Source organism: Photorhabdus sp. CRCIA-P01 (assembly GCF_003545805.1).
GTDB lineage: Bacteria > Pseudomonadota > Gammaproteobacteria > Enterobacterales > Enterobacteriaceae > Photorhabdus > Photorhabdus antumapuensis.
On sequence record NZ_NMQR01000027.1, the window covers coordinates 40110 to 63748 of the forward strand.

Annotated in this window: 16 protein-coding genes; 11 read left to right on the plus strand and 5 right to left on the minus strand. The window is 39.5% G+C overall.

What is annotated here, in order from left to right; translation table 11 throughout:
- Positions 1–50 precede the first annotated feature (50 nt).
- Positions 51–899, minus strand: a complete 849-nt coding sequence (locus D3222_RS15810) for a DMT family transporter (protein ID WP_232832544.1) — start codon at positions 897–899, stop codon at positions 51–53.
- A gap of 12 nt (positions 900–911) precedes the next feature.
- Positions 912–2168, minus strand: coding sequence for an ATP-grasp domain-containing protein (locus D3222_RS15815; RefSeq protein WP_118987010.1), 1257 nt, complete (start codon positions 2166–2168; stop codon positions 912–914).
- Between the two features lie 450 nt (positions 2169–2618).
- On the opposite strand from D3222_RS15815, the gene D3222_RS15820 reads away from it, so the two are divergent.
- The 4 genes from D3222_RS15820 to asnB are packed head-to-tail and all read left to right on the plus strand — an operon-like array spanning position 2619 to position 7325.
- Positions 2619–3017 (plus strand): RidA family protein, encoded by a 399-nt coding sequence (locus D3222_RS15820; RefSeq protein ID WP_118987011.1) that lies wholly within the window; start codon positions 2619–2621, stop codon positions 3015–3017.
- Positions 3018–3069: 52 nt separating this feature from the next.
- Entirely contained in the window at positions 3070–4374 is a 1305-nt protein-coding gene (locus D3222_RS15825) for a 3-phosphoshikimate 1-carboxyvinyltransferase (RefSeq protein ID WP_118987012.1), read from the plus strand.
- Between the two features lie 27 nt (positions 4375–4401).
- Positions 4402–5757, plus strand: coding sequence for a 3-phosphoshikimate 1-carboxyvinyltransferase (gene aroA / locus D3222_RS15830; RefSeq protein ID WP_118987013.1), 1356 nt, complete (start codon positions 4402–4404; stop codon positions 5755–5757).
- A gap of 35 nt (positions 5758–5792) precedes the next feature.
- Complete coding sequence (gene asnB, locus D3222_RS15835) at positions 5793–7325, plus strand: asparagine synthase (glutamine-hydrolyzing) (RefSeq protein ID WP_118987014.1); 1533 nt, start codon at positions 5793–5795, stop codon at positions 7323–7325.
- Positions 7326–7513: 188 nt separating this feature from the next.
- Here the strand turns inward: asnB and D3222_RS15845 are convergent, their stop codons facing one another.
- The 3 genes from D3222_RS15845 to D3222_RS15855 form a co-directional block, all read right to left on the minus strand.
- Positions 7514–8176 carry a Crp/Fnr family transcriptional regulator gene (locus tag D3222_RS15845; RefSeq protein ID WP_118987031.1) on the minus strand — a complete coding sequence of 221 codons (663 nt, stop codon included), beginning with the start codon at positions 8174–8176 and terminating at the stop codon, positions 7514–7516.
- A 317-nt stretch (positions 8177–8493) separates the two neighbouring features.
- Positions 8494–9486, minus strand: a complete 993-nt coding sequence (gene add / locus D3222_RS15850; RefSeq protein WP_118987016.1) for an adenosine deaminase — start codon at positions 9484–9486, stop codon at positions 8494–8496.
- A gap of 25 nt (positions 9487–9511) precedes the next feature.
- Positions 9512–10441 (minus strand): nucleoside hydrolase, encoded by a 930-nt coding sequence (locus D3222_RS15855; protein ID WP_118987017.1) that lies wholly within the window; start codon positions 10439–10441, stop codon positions 9512–9514.
- Positions 10442–11044: 603 nt separating this feature from the next.
- Here D3222_RS15855 and D3222_RS15860 point away from each other — a divergent pair.
- The 7 genes from D3222_RS15860 to trhP all read left to right on the plus strand — a co-directional run bounded on the left by D3222_RS15860 (position 11045) and on the right by trhP (position 22595).
- A complete protein-coding gene (locus D3222_RS15860; RefSeq protein WP_118987018.1) occupies positions 11045–12262 on the plus strand; it encodes an MdtA/MuxA family multidrug efflux RND transporter periplasmic adaptor subunit in 1218 nt (405 codons plus the stop codon).
- The gene (locus D3222_RS15865) at positions 12262–15393 is read left to right on the plus strand and encodes an MdtB/MuxB family multidrug efflux RND transporter permease subunit (protein WP_118987019.1); all 3132 of its coding nucleotides are present in this window, start codon (positions 12262–12264) and stop codon (positions 15391–15393) included. Before D3222_RS15860 ends, D3222_RS15865 begins: the two co-directional genes overlap by 1 nt.
- The gene (gene mdtC / locus D3222_RS15870) at positions 15390–18476 is read left to right on the plus strand and encodes a multidrug efflux RND transporter permease subunit MdtC (protein WP_118987020.1); all 3087 of its coding nucleotides are present in this window, start codon (positions 15390–15392) and stop codon (positions 18474–18476) included. Before D3222_RS15865 ends, mdtC begins: the two co-directional genes overlap by 4 nt.
- Positions 18473–19861, plus strand: a complete 1389-nt coding sequence (gene baeS, locus D3222_RS15875) for a two-component system sensor histidine kinase BaeS (protein WP_118987021.1) — start codon at positions 18473–18475, stop codon at positions 19859–19861. The genes mdtC and baeS overlap by 4 nt, the downstream gene beginning before the upstream one ends.
- Positions 19858–20562, plus strand: coding sequence for a two-component system response regulator BaeR (baeR, locus tag D3222_RS15880; RefSeq protein WP_118987022.1), 705 nt, complete (start codon positions 19858–19860; stop codon positions 20560–20562). The genes baeS and baeR overlap by 4 nt, the downstream gene beginning before the upstream one ends.
- Before the next feature lie 97 nt (positions 20563–20659).
- A complete protein-coding gene (locus D3222_RS15885) occupies positions 20660–21004 on the plus strand; it encodes a YegP family protein (protein ID WP_118987023.1) in 345 nt (114 codons plus the stop codon).
- A gap of 214 nt (positions 21005–21218) precedes the next feature.
- Positions 21219–22595: a prephenate-dependent tRNA uridine(34) hydroxylase TrhP gene (gene trhP / locus D3222_RS15890; RefSeq protein WP_118987024.1), complete on the plus strand. Its 1377-nt coding sequence runs from the start codon at positions 21219–21221 to the stop codon at positions 22593–22595.
- Positions 22596–23639: the final 1044 nt, after the last annotated feature.

The window sequence follows — 23639 nt, forward strand, 5'->3', positions numbered from 1 at the left end:
TTGCATCACTGTTTCCCCGAATTCTTCGGGGAAACAAGCTATTATAAATGTCATAATTTCAAAAGAATGACACCCGCTATGATTATCACAATACCAATCCACTGAATTTGGCTCAACCGTTCTCCGCGAATAAAAAAGCCCAATAAAGCAGTGACCCCACTTGCCAATGAACTCAGAACGGTAACAACGGCAACCTGTCCCGTTGCAGAACCGTAAGCTAATGAAGCAAACCCGATCAAACTAAAGAAACTAATTGAAAAAACCAGAGCGATAATTGAAATCGGCGGTAATGATAAGTTCCCTTTTTTTAACAGTGTAAAGAACAAAACAACCACAGCGGTTAAATAGTAAATCCATAATGCATTGATAACACCCAGATCTCTAACAGCAAATTCCCCTTGCAACCAGAAGCCTAAACCAAACATCAGTGAAGACAAAAGTGCAAAGAAAATTGAACCGGATGATTCTCGTTGTCCGTCTTTTGATTTCGGTATACTGGTTAGACAGGCACCAACAACACAAATAAATAGACTAAACAGAACCAAAGCGGTCATTGGTTTCCCATTTATTAGTGACAAAATCGTGGTAACGGCACCATAAAGCGAAACAATCGGCACGACAATGGAAGCCTTGCCGATCGATAATGCTTTAAGCAAAAACACCATTGCCATTAAATTGCAAACCGAAGCAACAACACATAGGGTCAATTGAAAGAAACTTGCATTAACAAACGACATCTCAAAATAAAAAAACAGCAACAACGATAAAACAAAAAAACCAAATAGCTGACTGTAGAACAAAGATTTAGCAACGCCGACTTTTCTTGCGACTTGCCCTGCCAAAAAATCAGTACTTCCCCAACACAATGCTGAAATCAACCCCATCAGAATAGCCATCATGATGATCTCTTATTAATTTGTTTTTAACTGAACGCTGTTAGCAATACGTGTCGCATTTTCCATCGCTTGCTCACAGCTATTACCATAAGCCAGAACATAACCGACAATAGAACCAAAATTTTTACTTTTCGATGAACTTTTATTTTTCGATGAACTTTTACTTTTCGATGAAATAGAAAAAGGCGTCTTTTTAAACCCCGCGGAGATAAAATAAGGAATATCAGCATCTATTCTAATATCATCGACAATCCCCTCACCACGATAAAAAACAAATGCATCAGCGACAAATGGATAAACTATTTCCGACGCTGGTGATATAGAACTTTCGATACCACAAACAAAATCGACCAAGTATTTGACCATATTAATCCCAGAGGTCATGAAGATCTGTTGAGCGGCTCTGGCACCCGCTATGCGCAAATTGATTTCAACTAATACAGGCCCACGAGAGGTATAAATAAACTCTACATTTATTGCGCCACCTCGTAATCCCAAAACAGCGACCCACTCTTTAACAAGCTTACAAGCCATTGTAAACTCAAATTCGGATAGCTCCGCAGGATGAGATAAACCTATCATACACAAGCTATCATCAGGAGAAACAAAAATTCTATTGATACCCATTAAATGCCATTCATCATGACTATAAACTAATTCCGCTCCATAAAAATTTCCTTGCAGGAACTCTTCTATCAAAAACTCCTCATTAACTTTACCGAGCATTGACATTGTGCCATTAGATGAAATTTCTGAAATCACATGGTAATAATCATCTAAAGATTTACAAAGTGATACCCCATAAGCCCCCGCATCACGAAGTGGCTTAATAACAAATGGAAAAGGAACTTTAGGATTTTCTGGAATATTATTATAAGAAAAAACCTCGTAAGTAGGTTGCTCATAACCATGTTGTGCCAGGATATCCCTGACATTTTTCTTACTGAATGCGCTCCTCAAACCATTTATATCCGAGTGAGGTAAACCAAATTCTCGTGCTACTTCAGACGCCACAATCATAAAATCATCATAGCAGCCTAAGATCGCAGCAACAGGAATACGGTTATCTTTAATTAAATTAATGATATCTGTACTATTTCTCGTATCGACATAATAAATATTATCAAATAATTCCTTTCTTAAATCATCATATAATCCTTTATTCATTGATTCCATTGAAGTAAATAACACAGGAGAAAACCCTAAATCTCTAATATAATCAATTGCCGAGCATTCAACCGGTCTTGCTTCAATAAAAATAAAAACACTCATATCCACCCCATCGTTAGTTGATATTTATTAATTTATGACGCTTTCTTCATTCCTGAAATAATCTAATTTTATTTAATAATAAAAAAATTCATTAAAATTAAGACAACCTAATCATCATGTATAGTTCCAATTAAGATGACTTTCAAATAAAAAAACCGTCAGAATACAACCAGACTCAGCTCTTTAATACATAACCGATTAAATAATAAAAGAATTCTTTTAATAAAAAATAAATTTACCACCAAGATAAAATATTTATTCATTTTTAAAATAAAAAAATAACCAATTATTCCATTTTAATAATAAATTTCATTTGACATATCAGACTTTATATACTTTTATTAATACTGCATTGATTTACGGATATTTTTAGTTAACAGAATAAATTGTTTAAATTAATTTATTGTTTCCAAATCTTCTTCTTATATATTTTCATTTATAGGAGTATTTATGTCATCTCATGAAATTAGAAAAACAGTATTCAGCCCCTCTCCATGGGAAAATAAAATGGGATACTCAAGAGGAAAAAGAGTTGGTAATCAGATCTTTATTGCAGGATGTGTCGCTTCGGATGGTGATGGAAATGTCATGGGGAAAAATGCTTACGAGCAAACTCTATTTATCATAGAAAAAATTGAGAAATATTTAAAAGAGCTTGATGCAGAACTGACTGATGTTGTCAGCACAGTAACACATTTAACAGATTTCCAACATTTTGATGATTATTGTCGAGCATTTAATGAAAAATTTGGCGATATACGCCCAGTCAATACGACTATTGCCGTTAAATCAATGGTGAAGCCAGAACATTACGTTGAAATTACAACTATTGCTATCGACAGCAAATAGTTAAATTAAAGAATAATACCAATGGTAATTGATCTCTACCTGGAGGCTTGGCATGAATAAAGTTAGCGTGCTCCCCGGTTCCACTCTTAATGGGGAAATAGTCATACCATCATCTAAGCCTCATATCCAAAGAGCGCTACTATTAGCACTGTTGAATGAAGAAATAACAACCGTAAATAATATATCGTGGTGTACCGAAACCGAAGATCTCCTTATTGCTTTACAACAGTTTGGTCTGAAAATTCTGGACAAAAGTGAAAATCACATCATCTTGAAAGGGGCACGTCCAATATATCATTGTAATGGGATCATTAATGCTAACGGTTCTGGCATGTTATTCAGAATCAGTGTCGCTTTAGCATCACTAACAGAAAAGGAAGTTTATATAAAATGCAATGACTCACTGTTTAACAGAGAAAGTCTGTATGATGAATCATTTTTTTCATACCTGAATGTATTTGCAGAAAAGCGAGAAGAAAATATCGTTATTATTTCCAGGAGAATATATCCTTCACAGTCATCATTAAACTTCAATAAGAGTACTCAATTCCTATCATTCTCTCTTCTTGTTTCGCCATTTATTAAAGGGAAAAGTATTATCATTAACAACAACGGCGAAACTAAGAATGGATATGTCGATATGACAATTAACATGATGGCGTTGCTGGGGAGTAAAATCACTCGAATAGGCAGCACATTTATTTCAACTGAATATCAATCAAGGGATATTACGATTAACATCCCTTCTGATTTCACATCACTAAGCTACATTGCTTCGTCAATATTAAGTATTAATCGACCAAGCAAAGTCACCATCAGAAGTTATTATTTGGGTAATACAATTAACGAAAGAGTATTATTTGACATATATAAAAAATTTGGCATGAATTTAAACTATAACCCAATTAAGAATGAACTTAATATCAGCCTGGAGGAGGAGCATAACGCCATTACAGATGAAATCCATTTAAATGAACTTCCTTCCGCTGCCACTAACATTATCGCGGCAGCGATTAATGGTAATCGAGATATCACATTTTCCGGTCTTAATGCTATAAACAATCATAAATGTCAACGAGCATTTATTATCAACGAAAATATACGCATGATGGGAGGAAAAAGTTATTTAATTTTTAATGATACCGGGGCTTTCAACAAAATAAGGATTAACGGTAACGGACCATTAAATGGAGGCGTTGAAATATTCAGCTACTATGATCATCGAATTTGCGCATCCAATATTATTGCATCACTAGGGGCAAGAGAACGAACAACGGTTAATCATATACATAAATTAGATGATGGTTTTCCTGGATTTATCCCATCCTTAAGTTCTCTCGGAGCTAAAATAAGTTAGCTAACAGTATAAAAGCGAGACAAAAATATGAAGTATTATGGTAATAATCATCCGCCATTTATCGAAATAAACAAAACCAAATCATTAAATGGCTCAATAACTTTACCTGCCTCCAAAAGTTCTTCAACCCGCGCCATTCTGACTGCATCATTAACGGAAGGTACAAGTAAAATAAATAACATGGCATCAGGGAACAATACAACAGCAATGAAATTAAACTGTTCCCGCTTAGGGGCATCATTTAATAGTGATATTACAGGGACAATCGTAGAAGGCATGGATATCAGAAAAGTTGATAAAAAAATCATCTTTAACCCAGGTAATTCTGGCGTTGTATTACGGCTATTAATGGGAGTATCCGGTTATTTACCAGATACTGAATTTATTACAGAATACAGTCACTCCCTGGGTACACGATCACAATCAGAAATGGTCAATGCACTAAAATTACTCAATATTCAGTGCACTGCGGTTGGGCCTGATTCACTTTTACCGATAAGCATGAAATCGGATAGAAACATCAGTAGTTACACCGAAATTTCATGCAGAAAGAGTTCTCAATTCCTGAGTGGACTACTTTACTTAGGTGCCATTAGTGAACGAGATCTGCAAATAAAAGTCATCGATACCATTACCGCACCATCAATGGTTCACACGACAATTAATAATTTGCGCAAAGCCGGCATTAATATTGAATATGACGATAAATTTCGCAATTTCTTTACGACAGGAAAGAGTCGATTTATCCCATCAGAATTTAGCGTTGGCGCTGATCCAGCCAGCACAGCGGCGATTCTTGCACTTTGTGCCTCACTGAATGCTGATGTCACCCTAAACGGTTTCTTTGAGGAAGAATTAGGTAATGGCGCAGTGGTAAATTATTTAATTAACAGTGGAACGAAAATCAGCTTCATCAAGGATAATTGTCTCAATATTCGATCTGGCGGAACCCTAAAAGCGCAAGATTTCGATGGTTCACTGGCACCAGATGCTGTACCTGCACTTGCTGCATTAGCTGCGTTTGCCGACGGTAAAAGCGTTTTCTATAACATTGAACATATCCGCTATAAAGAATCAGACAGAATTTCTGATTTTCGACGGGAATTAGACAAAATAGGGATTAGATCAGAAGAGAAGCTAGACCAATTAATTATTTATGGCAATCCCCATGGATATAAAGGCGGTGTTATTGTTGATGGTCATTACGATCATGGATTAATCATGGCGCTCACAACCATAGGTTTACATTGTGATGAGCCCCTCATTATTAGTGATCCATATCATGTTGGTCAGACCTACCCAGAATATTTCGCCGAAATATCCACATTAGGCGCCAATGTGAACGAATTAAAATATTCTGGCCCTATACCAGAAGACATTTAAATATCATTGATAACTCTTAACCAAAGGAATTCACTATGTGTGGAATTGGTGGTGTTTTTAATACAGAAAATAGGCTTATTGATGATATTGAGAATAAGCTACAGACTATAATGTCAAAAATAGCACATCGAGGCGATCCATCTCGGTTTAATGAGAAGATTGTCAGAAATAACTTTTCAATCGCAACCAACAGACTTGCTATTGTCGAACGCGATTCAGCCTATCAACCCATATCGAATCAGGAACATGATCTTCATCTTGTTCTGAATGGTCAAATTTATAATTACAAGTCTCTTCGAAATGAATTAATTAAACAAGGTTATCAATTTAAAAATGGTGGCGATGCAGAAGTTATCCTAATTTCATATATTTGTTATGGCAAATCATTTATTAAAAAACTAGATGGAATGTTTAGTTTTATTCTATTTGATAATAAGAATAATAAATTCTTATTAGGCAGAGATCACGTCGGTATAAAACCTCTCTATTACACCCAAAAAGAGGATAACTGGTATGTGGCATCAGAAATAAAATCATTGATCGAGTTTAACTCAGAAATTAAACCTGTTGAACCCGGTTCAATTTTCGACGGATTTACCAGTGAGAAATATATTAGCTACGGCACAACTATCCCAGCAAGCAGCGATAACTTCGAACAGGCAAAAGAAAAAGTCTATTCACTGTTAGATAATGCCGTCAGAAAGCGAGTTGACACAGACCTACCTGTATCAATTATGTTTAGCGGCGGCATAGACAGTACCATCGTGCTCTATCTTGCAAAAAAATATCACCACGATATTACAGCGATTTCATTTGGATTACCCGGCTCAAAAGACATTGAAATTGCCCAAAGATATTGTTCTGAGAATAAGATAAAACATATTATATATACATTTACTCAGGAAGAATTAATCAATAATATCCAAGACGCTATCTATTATGGTGAATTTTTCGAACAAATTGATGCGATTGATTCAACTATTGCTCACTTTGGCTATTATATTGCTAACCGCCTTGGCTTTAAAATTGCTTTATGTGGAGAAGGTAGTGATGAAATTTTTGCTGGCTACGATTTATTTAAGACCTATCCCGATCCCCATCATCTCTCCCTATATCGATTAAATAATCTTCATAGGACTGATTTACAAAGAGTTGATCGGGCAAGTATGAGAAATACTGTTGAAGCAAGAGTTCCCTTTATGGATTCAGCACTAGTGCCTTATGTTTTAAGCCTGGATTTCTCTTATAAACTCAATAATGGGATAGAAAAACATATTTTACGCGAAGCATTCAGAGGAAAAATACCCGAATATATTATTGACAGACCAAAAATAAGAATGCCAGATGGTAGTGGTGTAAAAAATACTATTATTGATTACGTTAAAGATATTAAATGCAATCTACCAAGAAACACGGTTGACAGCCTTAATTCTATCGGGTTAACCAATCAAAGTTCATTGTATTTCGCTGAAAAATATCTCTCTTTTGGTTATCCACTACCGAAAGAACGCTTCAAAGAATCTGGCAAAGATTTCTCAGAATCTGGTTACTTTAATTTCATATCGTAATTTAACCATTATACCCGTCATCTTTCAAGTTGCCTCTTTGTTGGCTGCACTCGCTCACCCCGGTCACATAGTTATCTATGCTCCCGGGGATTCGCTCCCTTGCCGTCGCGATGCATCTTGAAATCCATAGGGTATATTCTGTTAACAATGCAGCTATTTAGCGATAAAAATAGGATTTTTTATTTTCATCACTTAACGTCAAATTGAAACTCAATATCCTTTTTTAAGAAATCATAACCAATAATTTCAACTCTCTTATTCTTTGATACAATTATTCCTTTTTCATTCAAACTCTTAATAGCTCTATTTAATTGCCTGACTGAAACACCTAAAACAGATGCTAAATCTTCCCTTTTCTCTAATACCAACACAGTTCCATTTCTTTTCGAATGATAGTAAAGAAATCGCTTTAACTTATCCTCAACAGTTAGAAATACTCCCGTTCGAAACAAAGAAGACTCAAAAAGCTTATTACTGAGTTGTTTACAAACAAATTGAAGAAATCCAGGATCTGTTAATCCAAATATTCTTACCGTCTCTAGCGGAATTGATAGCAGTACTGATCGCTCCTGAGCAAAGACAGTATTAATTATGTTATCGCCTTGGGAATGAAAGAATTCTAAATCTCCTATAAGAAAAAGAGGAATAGCAAAGGCAAAAACACAGAATTTTCCATTAATATTATAAAACTCAACCTTTAGTTTACCCTCAACTAAAATATAGAGATGAGTAAAAATTGATGACTGATGTGTAAGATAGGCATTTTTCTTAACTTCAACCACATCTAACTTTGGCATAAATGCTGCTGGGAGAATGCTATCAAGATGATATTTATCAACATAATCTTTCAATTTATTCTCTTTATCCCGATACATATTTCATTTACCATCTCTTAAATCACTCCATAACTAAGTATACCCGTTATCTTTCAAGTTGCCTCTTTGTTGGCTGCACTCACTCACCCCGGTCACATAGTTATCTATGCTCCCGGAGATTCGCGCCCTTGCCGTCGCGATGCAGCTTGAAATCCATAGGGTATATATTTAAACATTTTAGATTTTTCCATTTATTCTCCGTTAATTTCCCCACCAAAGTATTTATTGATAACAAATAATATATTTAATAAATTTTTCTCCACTATACACAAGGATAAATAGAATTTAATTTTTCACCATGGCAATCTCATTATTTCCTTTTCCAATCGTCTTTTCAATTCATTACCACAAAAGGAAGCATATAATGCATTTAAATTTGTTTCAATAAAATCACTATATTGCCAACCAAAATATCGATTAATCCTCAAATATTCTTCACATAAGGTAATGTTTGCAACTGTCCGGGTATCTGTATTAATCCCAATATTTACACCAATCTCTTTTAAAAAATTAACTGGATGGTTTTCATAGATATCATAAATATCGCAAACAATATTACATGTCGGGCAAATTTCTAAATGTATATTTCTTTCTATAAGAAGATCAATAACATCTCGATCTTCAATACTTCTGACACCATGACCTATACGAGAAATATTTAATTTATTGATAGTCTCGCGTACACTTTCAGCCCCTTTCGCTTCTCCTGCATGCGCAATAACATTTCCACCATTTTCCAACACCATTCTAAACGCATTCAAATGTGCATTAAGTGGATATCTTGCCTCATCGGCAGCAAGATCGAGAGCAACAACACCGTAATTAGAATATTCATTGACAAGATATGCGGTTCTCAAACTTTGATCTTCTGAAAAATGCCGCAATGTACATAATATTAAACCTGCTGCTATGCCATATTTGACTGAATAATTTTCCATTGACTCCAAAGCAATTTCTACAATATCGCGATCACTTAATCCTAAGCAAAGATGAAGTAAAGGTGCAAATCTAATTTCAGCATAAATTACATTATCGCTTTTTAATTGTATGAAAAGATCTTCTACAGCATCAGCTATTACATCCCTTTTTTGTAATAAATCCAATGAAGGAGTAATTTTATTTAAAAAATCACCTAAATCATGGCATTTTTCAGGGGCAATATATTTTTCACAAAATGACTTCTGGGTAATATCAGGAATAAATTTTTTAACGAAATGATAACTCAACCCACAATCAAGATGTGTATGTAACTCTACCTTTCTCAGTAAATCAGGATTAAAATTCATCTTTTATCCTCCTATATAACTAAAATTACGATAATAATGTCAATAGTTTATTCTTAAATACCTTACCCTTGATTTCAGTTACCACAGTCATATTATAGGGATGATTGAGAAGATCGGTTGAATCAATAACTAAATGCCCATATGAACGTGAGCTTTGATATTCAACATAACCATACACCTCTAATTTATCCTCTATCATCTCATTCGGATATAAAGCAATAGCCATTGTTATAGGATCGGGCAGATCAAATCCCTTTCTATTCGTTCTTCCCTCATTGAATTCAATCAATGTTCTATTACAGCTCACTGCAAATTGGCCAAGATCACCTAAAGAATTTAATTTATCCATATCGAATTCATCAATAAAAGCCTGTTCCATACCTAACTCCCACCCACAAAAGATAAGAGGCAATCCAGAATTCAATACGATATGTGCCGATTCAGCATCAGAATAGATATTGAATTCAGCTAATGGCGTAATATTACCTGGATTCAATCCAGAACCACCCATAATATAAATCACTTTAATAAATTTATATAAATCTGGCTCTTTTAAGATAGCCATTGCGATATTTGTCAACGGCCCCAAAGTGATTATTTCTATCTCACCAGGAAATCTTTTCACGATATCAATAATTGCATCTACTGCATGTTTATCTTCTGCTATTAGCGAAGACTCTGGTAAATTCATATTACCCATACCATCTTTTCCATGAATATGATATGAAGCATAGTGATCTCTAAATAATGGTTTACTCATCCCTTCATATACCGGAGGAATATATGTTCCTGCTTTTTCAATACTGACTAACGCATTTTTCCTGCACTGAGCAACAGCACAATTACCGGCAACAATAGTAATACCTTCAATAAAAACCGAGGGTTCACGGAGCGCCATCAGTAATGCAACTGCATCATCGGAAGCCGTATCTGTATCAATAATGAAATGTCTCATAGCCTATTTCCCTTTATCATGTTCCTTACATTAGGCTATAAGTTCCGCCAAAAAAAAGTCATATGACCTTTTTCCAGAATCAAGAAACAATGTGCACAGAGATAGATAACCAATATGTGATCTACTTCACAATACATCGTCAATAGATAATTTGAATGAATACGTTCTAAATGGCATATGAACAAAATATTCGGAAAAAATAGCCAACTAAGATAGATAATTAAAATCATTTATTAAACTTATCTCTTTTAAGCCATATTTAAATATGAGTGGAACAATATATTTATATTGATAATATTTCTCCTGCATTTTATAACCAACCTAAATTCTCTCAAAAATTAGGCGATATAACCCAACAACCGTAAAGAAAATGAAGGTAACAGAGATAGCATCATTTGCATAATTTCTGGAGCCGTCTCGAAAAAATTGACAAAAAACGCCATAATTTACCTTAAAAAGCGCTTCCTTGACATATTTTCCACATTTTCTCCATTTTTTAGCCTATCCTCACTGTCTAAACTAATAGCATGTGATTAAACCGATATTTCAGTCGGACATAATCAAGCAACACCTTGGCCTTGCGTTTGAGAGAATGTCGAAGAAATGAATCAAAATAATAAACACCGTACCCTCCTTTTCCGTGTAGTTTTTCGTGTAGTACTGGCCGTTGTTGTCATTGCTGCCGCTATATTTTTCTGGTACCAACTTAAAACCCCTCAACAATCTAGCCCATCTGATCAATCCTCTGGTTTAAAACATTCCCATTTACCCCCGGTTCAGGTTGCCACGGTAAAAGAGCAGGCAGTCCCTCGCTTTCTGGCCGGGCTTGGCACCATTCAGGCCGCCAATACCGCCACGGTAACCAGCCGGGTTGAAGGTCAGCTTATCGCTTTGCACTTTCAGGAAGGTCAACAAATTAAACAAGGGGATTTACTGGCGGAAATTGATCCACGCCCTTTTCAGGTTCAACTCGCACAAGCCAAAGGCCAACTGGCTAAAGATGAAGCAATATTGGCGAATGCCCGTCAGGATCTCAATCGCTACCAGAAATTGGCAAACACTCACCTAATTTCCCAACAAGAAATGGATAATCAACGTGCACTTGTCCGCCAACACGAAGCCAGTCTGAAAGTTGATCAAGCAGCAATTGATAGTGCAAAACTTCAACTCACTTACAGCCATATTACGGCTCCCATTTCCGGTAAAGTGGGCTTGAAACAGATCGATGTAGGAAATTTTATTTCCAGTGGTAACAGCTCTCCTATTGTGGTTATTACCCAAACCGATCCGGTAGATGTGCTATTTTCACTCCCTGAAAACGATATTAATGCTGTTTTACAAGCTCAGAAAACGAATCACGACGTCGTTGTTAGTGCCTGGGATCGCAATAACCAGCAACAACTTGCCGAAGGAAAACTGTTAAGCCTTGATAATCAAATTGATGCTACTACCGGCACAATTAAGCTGAAAGCGCGTTTTTCCAATCAAAATAGCATCTTATTCCCAAATCAGTTTGTTAATGTCCGTATTAAAGTCGATACACTGGAAAACGCAGTGGTGATCCCAAATGCTGCCCTGCAAATGGGTAATGAAGGGAATTTTGTCTGGATGTTAGGTAAAGAGAATAAAGTCAGCAAACATCTGGTCACAGTCAAATTGCAGGATACAAAACGCGTTGTTATCAGTACCGGCTTAGCCGCAGGTGATAAAGTGGTTACTGATGGTATTGATCGCCTGACAGATGGCGCTAAGGTGGATATTGTCACACCGATGGCAAATAAGCCTCAGCCACAAAAACATGATAAAACGGAGAATTCCTGATGCAGGTGAACTCCCCGATCCCAGGAGGCGGGCCATCACGCCTGTTCATTTTGCGACCTGTTGCCACCACGCTGTTTATGGCGGCAATCTTGCTGGCAGGTATTATCGGCTATCGCATGCTACCCGTGTCTGCATTACCGGAAGTGGACTATCCCACCATTCAGGTTGTCACACTCTACCCCGGTGCAAGCCCCGATGTGATGACTTCGGCAGTCACCGCACCACTGGAGCGCCAACTCGGACAGATGTCTGGCCTTAAACAGATGGCATCTCAAAGTTCCGGCGGGGCTTCCGTGATCACATTACAATTCCAGCTAACTTTACCGTTAGATGTCGCCGAGCAGGAAGTGCTGGCGGCTATCAATGCAGCCAGTAATTTACTGCCAAATGACCTGCCTTACCCTCCCATTTACAGCAAAGTTAACCCCGCTGATCCGCCTATTCTAATGCTGGCAGTCACCTCAGATGCAATGCCAATGACACAGATTCAAGATATGGTGGAAACTCGTATTGCACAGAAAATTTCACAAGTCAACGGTGTAGGATTGGTGACACTCGCCGGCGGCCAGCGACCAGCCGTCAGAGTGAAGTTAAACGCCCAAGCGGTCGCTGCACAGGGATTGGATAGCGAAACCATCCGCACCGCTATCAACAATGCTAACGTTAATTCCGCCAAAGGTAGCCTTGATGGTCCGACTCGCTCTGTCACGCTTTCAGCCAACGATCAAATGAAGTCAGTAAATGATTACCGCAACTTGATCATTGCCTATAAAAATGGCTCACCAGTACGGTTACAAGATGTCGCAACCATTGAACAAGGCGCTGAAAATACCAAACTAGGTGCATGGTCAAATACCAAGCAAGCGATTGTGATTAATATTCAGCGCCAGCCCGGTGCCAATGTGATTGAAACTACAGATAATATTCGTCGGATGTTGCCGGAACTTATCAGCAGCTTGCCAAAGTTTGTCGATATGAAAATCCTGACTGACCGCACGACAACCGTTCGTGCCTCAGTGAGAGATGTTCAGTTTGAGCTATTACTGGCAATAGCACTGGTTGTTATGGTGATTTACCTGTTTTTACGTAACGGTATCGCCACACTTATCCCCAGTATCGCCGTTCCTCTTTCCTTGATCGGTACATTCGCGGTGATGTATTTCTGCGGTTTCTCCGTCAATAATCTGACGCTAATGGCGCTCACCATTGCCACCGGTTTTGTCGTGGACGATGCCATTGTGGTCATTGAAAATATCTCCCGTTATATAGAACAAGGCGAGAAACCGATGACAGCAGCATTGAAGGGCGCAGGTGAAATCGGTTTTACCATTATCTCCCTGACTTTCTCTTTGATTGCGGTGCTGATCCCGCTGCTTTTCATGGGCGATATCGTTGGTCGCCTGTTTCGTGAGTTTGCAATCACCCTGGCCGTGGCAATCCTGATTTCAGCCATTGTCTCACTGACATTAACCCCCATGATGTGCGCTCGCATACTGAAACCGGAAGCACAGATAAAACACAACCGTTTTGAACAAGCTAGTGAACGCTTTCTTGAACAAATGATTGCCGGTTATGCCACATGGCTGAAAAGAGCACTGAACCACCCGTGGATCACCTTTAGCATCGCCCTAAGCACATTGGCGCTAACTGCTTTGCTCTATCTGATGATTCCAAAAGGATTTTTTCCATCGCAGGATAATGGGCTGATTCAGGGAACACTAGAAGCGCCACAATCCATTTCCTTTGCTGCAATGGTGGATAAACAACAGCAAGTTTCATCCTTATTACTACAAGACCCGGCAGTAGAAAATATCACCACCTTTGTGGGCATTGATGGCAGTAACCCAACATTGAATAACGGGCGACTGCAAATCACGCTTAAACCACTCAATCAGCGTGATGACAGAATTGTTGACATTATTCCGCGTTTGCAGGAAAAAGTTGCCGCTATACCCGGCATAAAGCTCTATCTGCAACCGATGCAGGATTTGACGATTGACACTCAAGTTACTCGTACCCAATACCAATTCACTTTGCAGGCAACCTCTCTGGATGAATTGAGTATCTGGGTGCCAAAATTGTTGACTGAACTAAAACAGAGAGCAGAACTAGTTGATATCAGCAGTGATTGGCAAGATCAGGGGCTGATCGCCTACGTTAAAGTAGACCGAGACACTGCCAGCCGATTGGGTATCTCAATGGCCGCTATAGATAATGCACTCTACAACGCATTCGGCCAGCGGCTAATTTCAACCATTTATACCCAGGCTAATCAGTATCGGATCATCCTGGAACATGATGTGACATCGACTCCAGGGCTGGCAGCATTTGATAACATCCGCCTCAATGGCACTGACGGCAATATCGTACCTCTCAGAACTATTGCAACTATTGAACAAAGATTTGGCCCACTGGCAATCAATCATCTGGCTCAATTTCCCTCAGCCACATTTTCTTTCAACGTTGCCGAGGATGCTTCTCTCGAACAGGCGGTCAATGCTGTTAGTGATGCAGCACAATTGATCAAAATGCCCAAAGACATCACCACTCAATTTCAGGGAGCAACGCTGGCATTTGAAAGCGCACTGGGCAACACATTGTGGTTAATCGCGGCTGCCATTATCGCTATGTATATCGTACTAGGCATACTGTATGAAAGCTTCATTCATCCAGTGACAATCCTCTCCACATTGCCGACAGCGGGAGTGGGTGCACTACTGGCGCTAATGATGGCGGGTCACGAACTGGATGTCATTGCAATCATTGGTATTATCTTGTTGATAGGTATTGTGAAAAAAAATGCCATCATGATGATCGATTTCGCGCTGGCGGCAGAACGTGAACAGGGATTATCGCCTTACGAAGCCATTTATCAAGCATGTTTATTGCGTTTCCGCCCGATCCTGATGACCACGATGGCAGCATTACTTGGAGCACTCCCCTTGATGCTCAGCACCGGTGTAGGCGCTGAATTACGTCGGCCTCTGGGTATCTGTATGGTCGGTGGATTGATTATGAGCCAGATCCTGACGTTGTTTACTACCCCAGTGATCTATTTACTGTTTGACCGTCTGGCCCACTATCGCCGCCATCGCCAGCTCTCAGTTATTGATCATCAGGAGCCACGGTGAAATTTTTTGCCTTATTTATCCAACGCCCTGTTGCCACCACGCTATTGAGTTTAGCCATAACCCTATGCGGGGTATTGGGATTTACCTTGTTGCCAGTTGCTCCTTTACCACAAGTGGATTTTCCGGTGATCTCCGTTTACGCCTCATTACCGGGCGCTTCACCGGAGACAATGGCCTCATCTGTCGCGACCCCACTGGAGCATGCCTTAGGCCGAATTGCCGGAGTTAATGAAATGACATCCAGCAGCTCCCTTGGCAATACCGATATCACGCTTGAATTTGATCTCAATCGTGATATTAACAGTGCCGCACGGGATGTACAGGCAGCATTGAATGCCGCTCAGAGTCTGCTACCTTCCGGTATGCCGAGCAAACCGCATTATTACAAAGTCAACCCGTCTGACGCCCCGATAATGATCCTTACATTGACTTCTGATACCTATAATCAGGGGCAGCTTTATGATTTTGCGTCTACTCAACTGGCTCAGAAAATTGCCCAAGTTGAAGGCGTCAGTGAAGTCTCTGTTGGCGGAAGTTCATTACCCGCAATCAGAGTTGAATTGAATCCCGGAGCTCTGTTTCATCAGGGAGTTTCGCTCGATGCGGTACGTAAAGCGATCAGCAATGCCAATGTTCGCCGTCCACAAGGATATGTGGATTCCGATCAGCAACACTGGCAAATTCAAACGAATGATGAGTTAAAAACAGCCGAAAGCTATCGCCCGATCATCGTTCACTACAACAACAATTCACCAGTGCGATTACAGGATGTCGCAAATGTAAAAGATTCTGTTCAGAATGTCAGAGCAGCCGGAATGTCTGGCGGTAAACCAGCTATTTTGCTGATCATTCGCCGTGAAGCAGGCGCGAATATTATCGCCACAGTAAACCGTATCCGTGAACAATTACCTGCATTACGTGAATCTATTCCTGCCAGTATTCAACTTAAAGTTGCTCAAGACCGCACACCAACTATTCGTGCTTCATTAGTAGAAGTAGAACGAGCATTGGTGATTGCTATCGGTCTGGTCATTCTGGTGGTATTCCTGTTCTTGCGTTCTGGTCGCGCAACATTGATCCCTGCCATTGCCGTACCTGTTTCACTCATTGGCACATTTACCGCCATGTATCTGTGCGGTTTCAGTTTGAACAATCTTTCCTTAATGGCGCTGACGGTTGCCACAGGATTTGTGGTAGATGATGCGATTGTGGTACTGGAGAATATTTCCCGCCACCTTGAAGCTGGCATAAAACCCATGCAAGCGGCACTACGAGGTGTCCGGGAAGTGGGTTTTACGGTCCTCTCGATGAGTATTTCGCTGGTAGCAGTCTTTATCCCACTGCTGCTCATGGATGGATTGGTTGGTCGGCTGTTCCGTGAATTCGCCATTACCCTAACCACATCAATCGGCATCTCATTATTGGTTTCTCTAACGCTAACGCCAATGATGTGCGCTCATTTACTAAAATCTCAGCTTCCCAAAACACAGAAGAAAATACGAGGATTCGGTAAAGTTCTACTGAAAATTCAGCAAGTTTACGGACGCTCCCTGATGTGGGTTCTTAATCATAGCCGTTGGGTATTGTTAATTTTGGCTGGCATCATTGCCCTAAATGTTTGGCTCTATATCAATATCCCCAAAACTTTCTTCCCAGAGCAAGATACCGGGCGGTTGCTAGGGTTTGTTCGGGCAGATCAAAGTATCTCTTTCCAATCCATGCGTGAAAAAATGAAAAATTTCATGCAGACAATCAATGCAGATCCTACGGTAGACAATGTTATCGGTTTTACCGGTGGTGGGCGGGTAAATAATGGCTTTATGTTTATCTCCCTGAAACCATTGAAAGAGCGTTCAGAAAGCACTGAACAGGTTATTTCACGCCTGAGAACTAAACTTGCCAATGAACCGGGAGCAAATCTATTTCTTATTCCGGTACAAGATATTAGGGCTGGCGGTCGCCAGGCTAATGCCAGCTATCAATTCACATTGCTGGCAGATGATCTGAATGATCTTCGCAAATGGGAGCCTGTTATCCGTAAGGCATTAGGGCAATTGCCGCAACTGACTGACGTGAATTCAGATAAAGAGGATAAAGGCGCTGAAATGGCAATAATCTATGACCGCGATACTATGTCTCGTCTGGGCATTAATGTCAGTGAAGCCAATAGCCTGCTGAATAATGCTTTTGGTCAACGACAAATATCCACCATTTATCAACCACTTAATCAGTACAAGGTTGTGATGGAAGTTGCACCAGAATATACGCAGGATGTCAGCGCACTGGAAAAAATGTTTGTGATTAACAATCAAGGAAAAACCATTCCGCTCTCCTATTTTGCCCATTGGCAACCGGCTAACGCGCCGCTCAGCGTCAATCATCAAGGGCTTTCTGCTGCTTCAACCATTGCTTTCAACGTACCGGAAGGCTATACCCTCTCTGATGCTGTCAATGCGATTGAAAGAACCATGACTGAACTTGGTGTACCCTCAACGGTTCGAGGCACTTTTGCTGGTACCGCCCAGATTTTCCAGGAAACCCAGAAATCACAATTATTCTTGATTCTGGCCGCCATTATTACCGTCTATCTGGTGTTAGGGATATTGTATGAAAGTTATATTCATCCACTGACCATTCTTTCTACTCTGCCTTCGGCCGGTATTGGTGCCCTGCTGGCACTGGAACTGTTTGACACACCATTCAGCCTGATAGCATTAATAGGCATCATGTTATTGATTGGTATCGTGAAAAAGAACGCCATTATTATGGTGGATTTTGCCATTGAAGCTCAACGTAACGGTAATATCCGCGCCCGTGATGCGATATTCCAAGCTAGCCTGTTACGTTTCCGTCCGATTCTGATGACCACACTGGCCGCCTTGTTTGGTGCCCTGCCACTGGTGTTGAGTAGTGGCGACGGTGCGGAATTACGCCAACCCTTAGGAATAACCATTGTGGGTGGTTTGGTCATGAGCCAGCTTTTGACGCTATATACCACACCGGTTGTCTATCTCTGTTTTGATCGATTAAGGGAAAAGTGGCAACAACGGCGTACTACCAGACAAATTATGGAGCAATCATGAAACTCGGCATCAGTGGTAAACTGTTTATGGCCATTTTCGCCACTTGCATGCTAGTACTCATCACCATGCACTGGGGCGTAAGAAGCAGCTTCCAGCATGGTTTTATTGGTTATATAAAACAAAATATCCAGTTACGTACAGCCATGTTAGCCGAAGCACTGGCTGAGCAATATCAACAATATGGCAGCTGGAAATTCTTAAAGAGGAATGACCGGGCAATTTTTCAAATCATTCGCTCCATTGAACAAACCAGTGAAAGCCGCCAGGGTCCACCGCCTCGCGGTTGGCGAACTCAATTTTGGGTGGTGGACAGTAATATGAAACTACTGGTTGGTCATGAAGGCAAAATCCCGGCAGAGACTTATCGCAAACCGATCATCTATCATCATCAAGTCGTTGGCTGGGTCATTGTCAGTACATCAGATAAAATTACCCGTCAAGCTGATATCAGTTTTGATCGCCAACAACAACTGACAAGCTGGATAATTGCCGGTTTATCCACCTTGCTGGCAATTATAGCCACGCTATTATTATCCCGCGGTATGTTAAAACCCGTTAAACGTTTGGTTGAAGGAACGCATAAATTGGCAGCCGGTGATTTCAGTGCCCGAGTCATACCATCAAGTAAAGATGAAATTGGTCAGCTTGCCCACAATTTTAACCAACTCGCCAGTACCTTGGAAAAAAACGAGCAGATGCGTCGCGATTATATGGCAGATATTTCTCATGAACTACGCACTCCCCTTTCTATATTGCGTGGCGAATTGGAAGCGTTACAGGATGGTGTTCACAAACCAACTCCAGAAATACTCAACTCGTTATTGGCTGAAATTACCACATTGACCAAACTGGTTGATGATCTACACCAGCTATCTCTATCCGATCGCGGGGCGCTGGCATACCGGAAAGAATTTATCAACATCAGTGAGTTAATTCAGGTTGCTATCGCATCTTATCGTGGACGTTTCCTTGATAAACAAATCCAAATGGATGTTAAACTTCCTGAAATTATTATGGTGTTTGCTGACCCAAGCAGATTGACTCAGCTATTTCATAATTTACTGGAAAATAGTCTTCGCTATACCGCTGATAATGGAAAATTGATCATTAAAGGTTATTCTGACGATAACCACTTCATTCTGAATTGGGAGGACAGCAAACCCGACTTGTCACCAGAGCAATGCCAACGGGTTTTTGAACGATTCTACCGCAGTGAATCCTCACGAAACCGTGCCAGTGGTGGATCAGGACTTGGGTTAGCTATTTGCTATAACATCGTTGAAGCACATAACGGTACGATCCATGCCAAACCCTCACCTTTAGGTGGCTTGAGAATTATCGTAGAATTGCCGCTAACTGAATCCCTTGACGGCGAAACGTTATGAGTACAGAATTTGAACATTATACTGTTTTGATTGTTGAAGATGAGCCAAAGCTTGGACAGTTGCTGGTGGATTACTTACAGGCGGCTGATTACCAAACCCAGTGGCTACTGCGAGGTGATGAAGCTGTTTCCCATGTACAGCAACACAATCCAGATATTATTTTGCTGGATTTGATGCTTCCAGGCTGTGATGGCATCTCTATCTGTCGGGAAATTCGCCGCTTCTCTGACGTACCGATTATTATGGTCACCGCCAAAACGGAAGAAATTGACCGTTTACTTGGATTGGAAATCGGGGCAGATGATTATATTTGTAAACCTTACAGCCCACGTGAAATTGTCGCGCGAGTTAAAACAATTCTTCGTCGCTGTTACCGACCACAAGATATTGTCAAGCAAAGCGATCTACAAATTGACGAAGCCTGTTTCCAAGCGCGTTACCGCAATAAAATACTGGATTTGACCCCGGTTGAATTCCGGTTATTAAAAACGATGGCAAGTCGCCCAGGGCAAGTATTTTCCCGCGATAATTTACTGAATAATCTATATGACGATCACCGAATCGTGACAGACCGTACCATTGATAGCCACATTAAAAATTTACGCCGTAAACTGGAACAATTGGATGACAGTAAAACATTCATTCGTTCTATTTATGGACTTGGTTACCGATGGGAAGCGGATATATGCCGTTTGTTATAACTGTCACACTTTAACTGAATTAAATTTCTTTCAACCTTTCACCGGTCAGAAATTCAGCTATATTAAAAATACTTACCTTTAATTGGAGGAATTTCTTATGGCTGTAGGTCATTATGATCTTAAGAGAACAAAAAACAAGCAGTATTACTTCAATTTAAAAGCATCGAACGGTGAAGTTATCCTTACCAGTGAAATGTATACCACCAAGGCAGCAGCGAATAAAGGAATTCGTTCTGTCCAAGCAAATTCACCGGCAGAAAAAAACTTCGAAATCAGAGAAAACAAATCTGGCAAGTCTTATTTCGTGCTGAAAGCGAGAAACTATCAAGTTATCGGCATCAGTGAGTCTTACGATAATGAAATCGCAGCCAAAAAAGGCATTCAATCTGCGATTAAACATGGTTTTAGCGTCGATGTTCGAGATCTGACAAAGTCAGAATGATATTTTTTCATGATAAACCGCACCTTATCAGTTGAAAGTCATCGTCAATTGATAAGGCGCTCTTCATCGATCACGTTCTTCGTTGAGCAATAGAACCAAACATTTCGTACTAATAAATTTGTATCCCCAACAAATTAAGCGTTAGAATCCCCGGCCTTATCCTTACTTTTTATAGTGAAAACTCATCTCAACTCAAACCGAGAATTTTTTAACCATGTTTACTCCAGAATTACTTTCCCCTGCCGGTTCGCTGAAAAATATGCGTTATGCTTTTGCCTATGGCGCAGATGCCGTATACGCTGGCCAGCCACGTTACAGCCTACGTGTTCGCAATAATGAATTTAATCACGAAAATCTGGCACTCGGCATTAAAGAAGCTCATGAACTTGGTAAGCGCTTTTACGTTGTGGTCAATATTGCTCCTCACAATGCCAAATTGAAAACTTTTATCCGTGATCTAAAGCCTGTCATCGATATGGGACCTGATGCCCTCATTATGTCTGATCCCGGACTGATTATGATGGTTCGTGAAGCTTTTCCTGAAATGGAAATTCATCTTTCCGTTCAAGCTAACGCGGTTAACTGGGCGACAGTAAAATTCTGGCAACAAATGGGGCTGACGCGGATCATTCTTTCCCGTGAACTTTCTCTGGATGAAATTAACGAGATTCGCCAGCGGGTTCCCGATATGGAACTGGAAGTTTTCGTACATGGTGCATTGTGTATGGCCTATTCCGGCCGTTGCCTATTATCCGGCTATATTAATAAACGAGATCCCAATCAGGGAACCTGCACTAATGCCTGCCGTTGGGAATATCATGTCCAAGAAGGCAAAGAGGATGATATCGGTAATATTGTGCATATGCATGAACCGATACCGACAAAAAATATCGTGCCAACATTGGGAAAAGGCACACCAACAGATAAAATATTTACGTTCGAAGAAGCAAAACGCCCTGGTGAATATATGTCGGCTTTCGAAGATGAACATGGCACTTACATCATGAATTCCAAAGATTTACGTGCAGTTGAGCATGTTGAGCGATTAACTAAAATGGGCGTTCACTCTCTGAAAATCGAAGGACGTACAAAATCCTTCTATTACTGCGCTCGCACAGCACAAGTTTACCGCCGAGCCATTGATGATGCCGTTGCAGGGAAACCTTTTGATCCAACACTGCTAACCACGCTGGAAGGACTTGCTCATCGCGGCTATACCGAAGGATTTTTGCGCCGTCATACCCATGATGCCTATCAGACTTATGAATACGGTTACTCGATATCCGATACCCAACAATTTGTTGGTGAATTTACAGGTGAGCGAGTCAACGGATTGGCTGAAGTTACTGTTAAGAATAAATTCATGATCGGAGACCGTCTCGAATTAATGACACCATCAGGCAATATCCAGTTTACATTGGAAGCAATGCATGATAGAAAAAGCCAATTAGTGGAAGTTGCGCCTGGGGATGGGTATATTGTTTATTTGCCAATTCCTAAACAAATTGATATTAATTTCGCCTTATTAATACGTAACCTAAATGGTATTAATTCTCAATATCCTCAAACGAACCGAGACTCAGACAAATAATCATCAATATCCCCTCTTCATGATGATATATTTCTTTTTTTAGAAACAGATCACATCAATACTATTTTATTTACCGTAGTATTGTTGGTGAAAAATAAAAAATTAAAAAAGTTTTACAGTAAGACTAGGAACCACCTCCTTGGCCGGCTCAATCTCCCTTGAGCTGGCCTTTTCTTTTTTGCTCAGAGAAATAAAATCAACAAGTTACAGAATTCATTTACATGATTAATTAAATAGAGAAATTTAACTATTAAATCAATGAATATTTATATTAATGTGTTTCTCATACTCTACATATTAATAAGAAAATATTTCTACTTATTGAAATATCACACTATCTAAAGAAATGTAATTAAAATTTTCCACTGTTTAACAATTCAGGAAATTCGTCATATTTAGACCAAATATTATACAATTTGATAGAATTAATCAGGTGAAAATTATGAAAACAGATAATTACAATTTACTTATTGTTAAAACTATTAGTTCAACATTTACCTGACGATATCGACTTAATCACCCAAAACGGCTTTTGCTTCATATATCCACAATATAAATAAGGGTAAAATAACCAAATCACCCCAAAGCTGATAAATGACAGCGCAGTATCTGTTACTCCCTCATGAAAATCCCCTAATAGGAGCTGCTCAGTCAACCAAAAGACAATAGAAACGCATTTTTACACCGGATAAGCATGAAAAATATCATCTAACAATAACATCAAGAAAAATCAGCTTAGCGAGTAACAGTCATAAACAGTCAACTTTCATCTATCAAACTCAGCTTGTATCAACAGGTCCAATGACTTTATAAAAAATCGTCTGCAAACAAGTTACTAAAGAGGAAACGTAATAATAAATTACTCTTGGTAAATGGAAGAAACCGAAATATCACTATTCGCAATAGAAACATGAGAAATTTTCCATCCATGACAAAATCAAACGATATTGATGTATTTATCAATCAGCTAATTGATTGATAAATACAAGTCAAAACTAAAAATTTAGTATGATTATTATTCTGTATTATTATCACTTTTACAAA

Excerpts from the sequence above, each read along its gene's own strand:
- D3222_RS15855 (WP_118987017.1), bottom strand. The coding sequence starts at position 10,441 with ATGAGACATTTCATTATTGATACAGATACGGCTTCCGATGATGCAGTT.
- D3222_RS15815 (WP_118987010.1), bottom strand. The coding sequence starts at position 2,168 with ATGAGTGTTTTTATTTTTATTGAAGCAAGACCGGTTGAATGCTCGGCA.
- D3222_RS15860 (WP_118987018.1), top strand. The coding sequence starts at position 11,045 with ATGAATCAAAATAATAAACACCGTACCCTCCTTTTCCGTGTAGTTTTT.
- baeR (WP_118987022.1), top strand. The coding sequence starts at position 19,858 with ATGAGTACAGAATTTGAACATTATACTGTTTTGATTGTTGAAGATGAG.
- add (WP_118987016.1), bottom strand. The coding sequence starts at position 9,486 with ATGAATTTTAATCCTGATTTACTGAGAAAGGTAGAGTTACATACACAT.
- asnB (WP_118987014.1), top strand. The coding sequence starts at position 5,793 with ATGTGTGGAATTGGTGGTGTTTTTAATACAGAAAATAGGCTTATTGAT.
- trhP (WP_118987024.1), top strand. The coding sequence starts at position 21,219 with ATGTTTACTCCAGAATTACTTTCCCCTGCCGGTTCGCTGAAAAATATG.
- aroA (WP_118987013.1), top strand. The coding sequence starts at position 4,402 with ATGAAGTATTATGGTAATAATCATCCGCCATTTATCGAAATAAACAAA.
- baeS (WP_118987021.1), top strand. The coding sequence starts at position 18,473 with ATGAAACTCGGCATCAGTGGTAAACTGTTTATGGCCATTTTCGCCACT.
- D3222_RS15810 (WP_232832544.1), bottom strand. The coding sequence starts at position 899 with ATGATGGCTATTCTGATGGGGTTGATTTCAGCATTGTGTTGGGGAAGT.
- D3222_RS15820 (WP_118987011.1), top strand. The coding sequence starts at position 2,619 with ATGTCATCTCATGAAATTAGAAAAACAGTATTCAGCCCCTCTCCATGG.
- D3222_RS15885 (WP_118987023.1), top strand. The coding sequence starts at position 20,660 with ATGGCTGTAGGTCATTATGATCTTAAGAGAACAAAAAACAAGCAGTAT.
- D3222_RS15825 (WP_118987012.1), top strand. The coding sequence starts at position 3,070 with ATGAATAAAGTTAGCGTGCTCCCCGGTTCCACTCTTAATGGGGAAATA.
- D3222_RS15865 (WP_118987019.1), top strand. The coding sequence starts at position 12,262 with ATGCAGGTGAACTCCCCGATCCCAGGAGGCGGGCCATCACGCCTGTTC.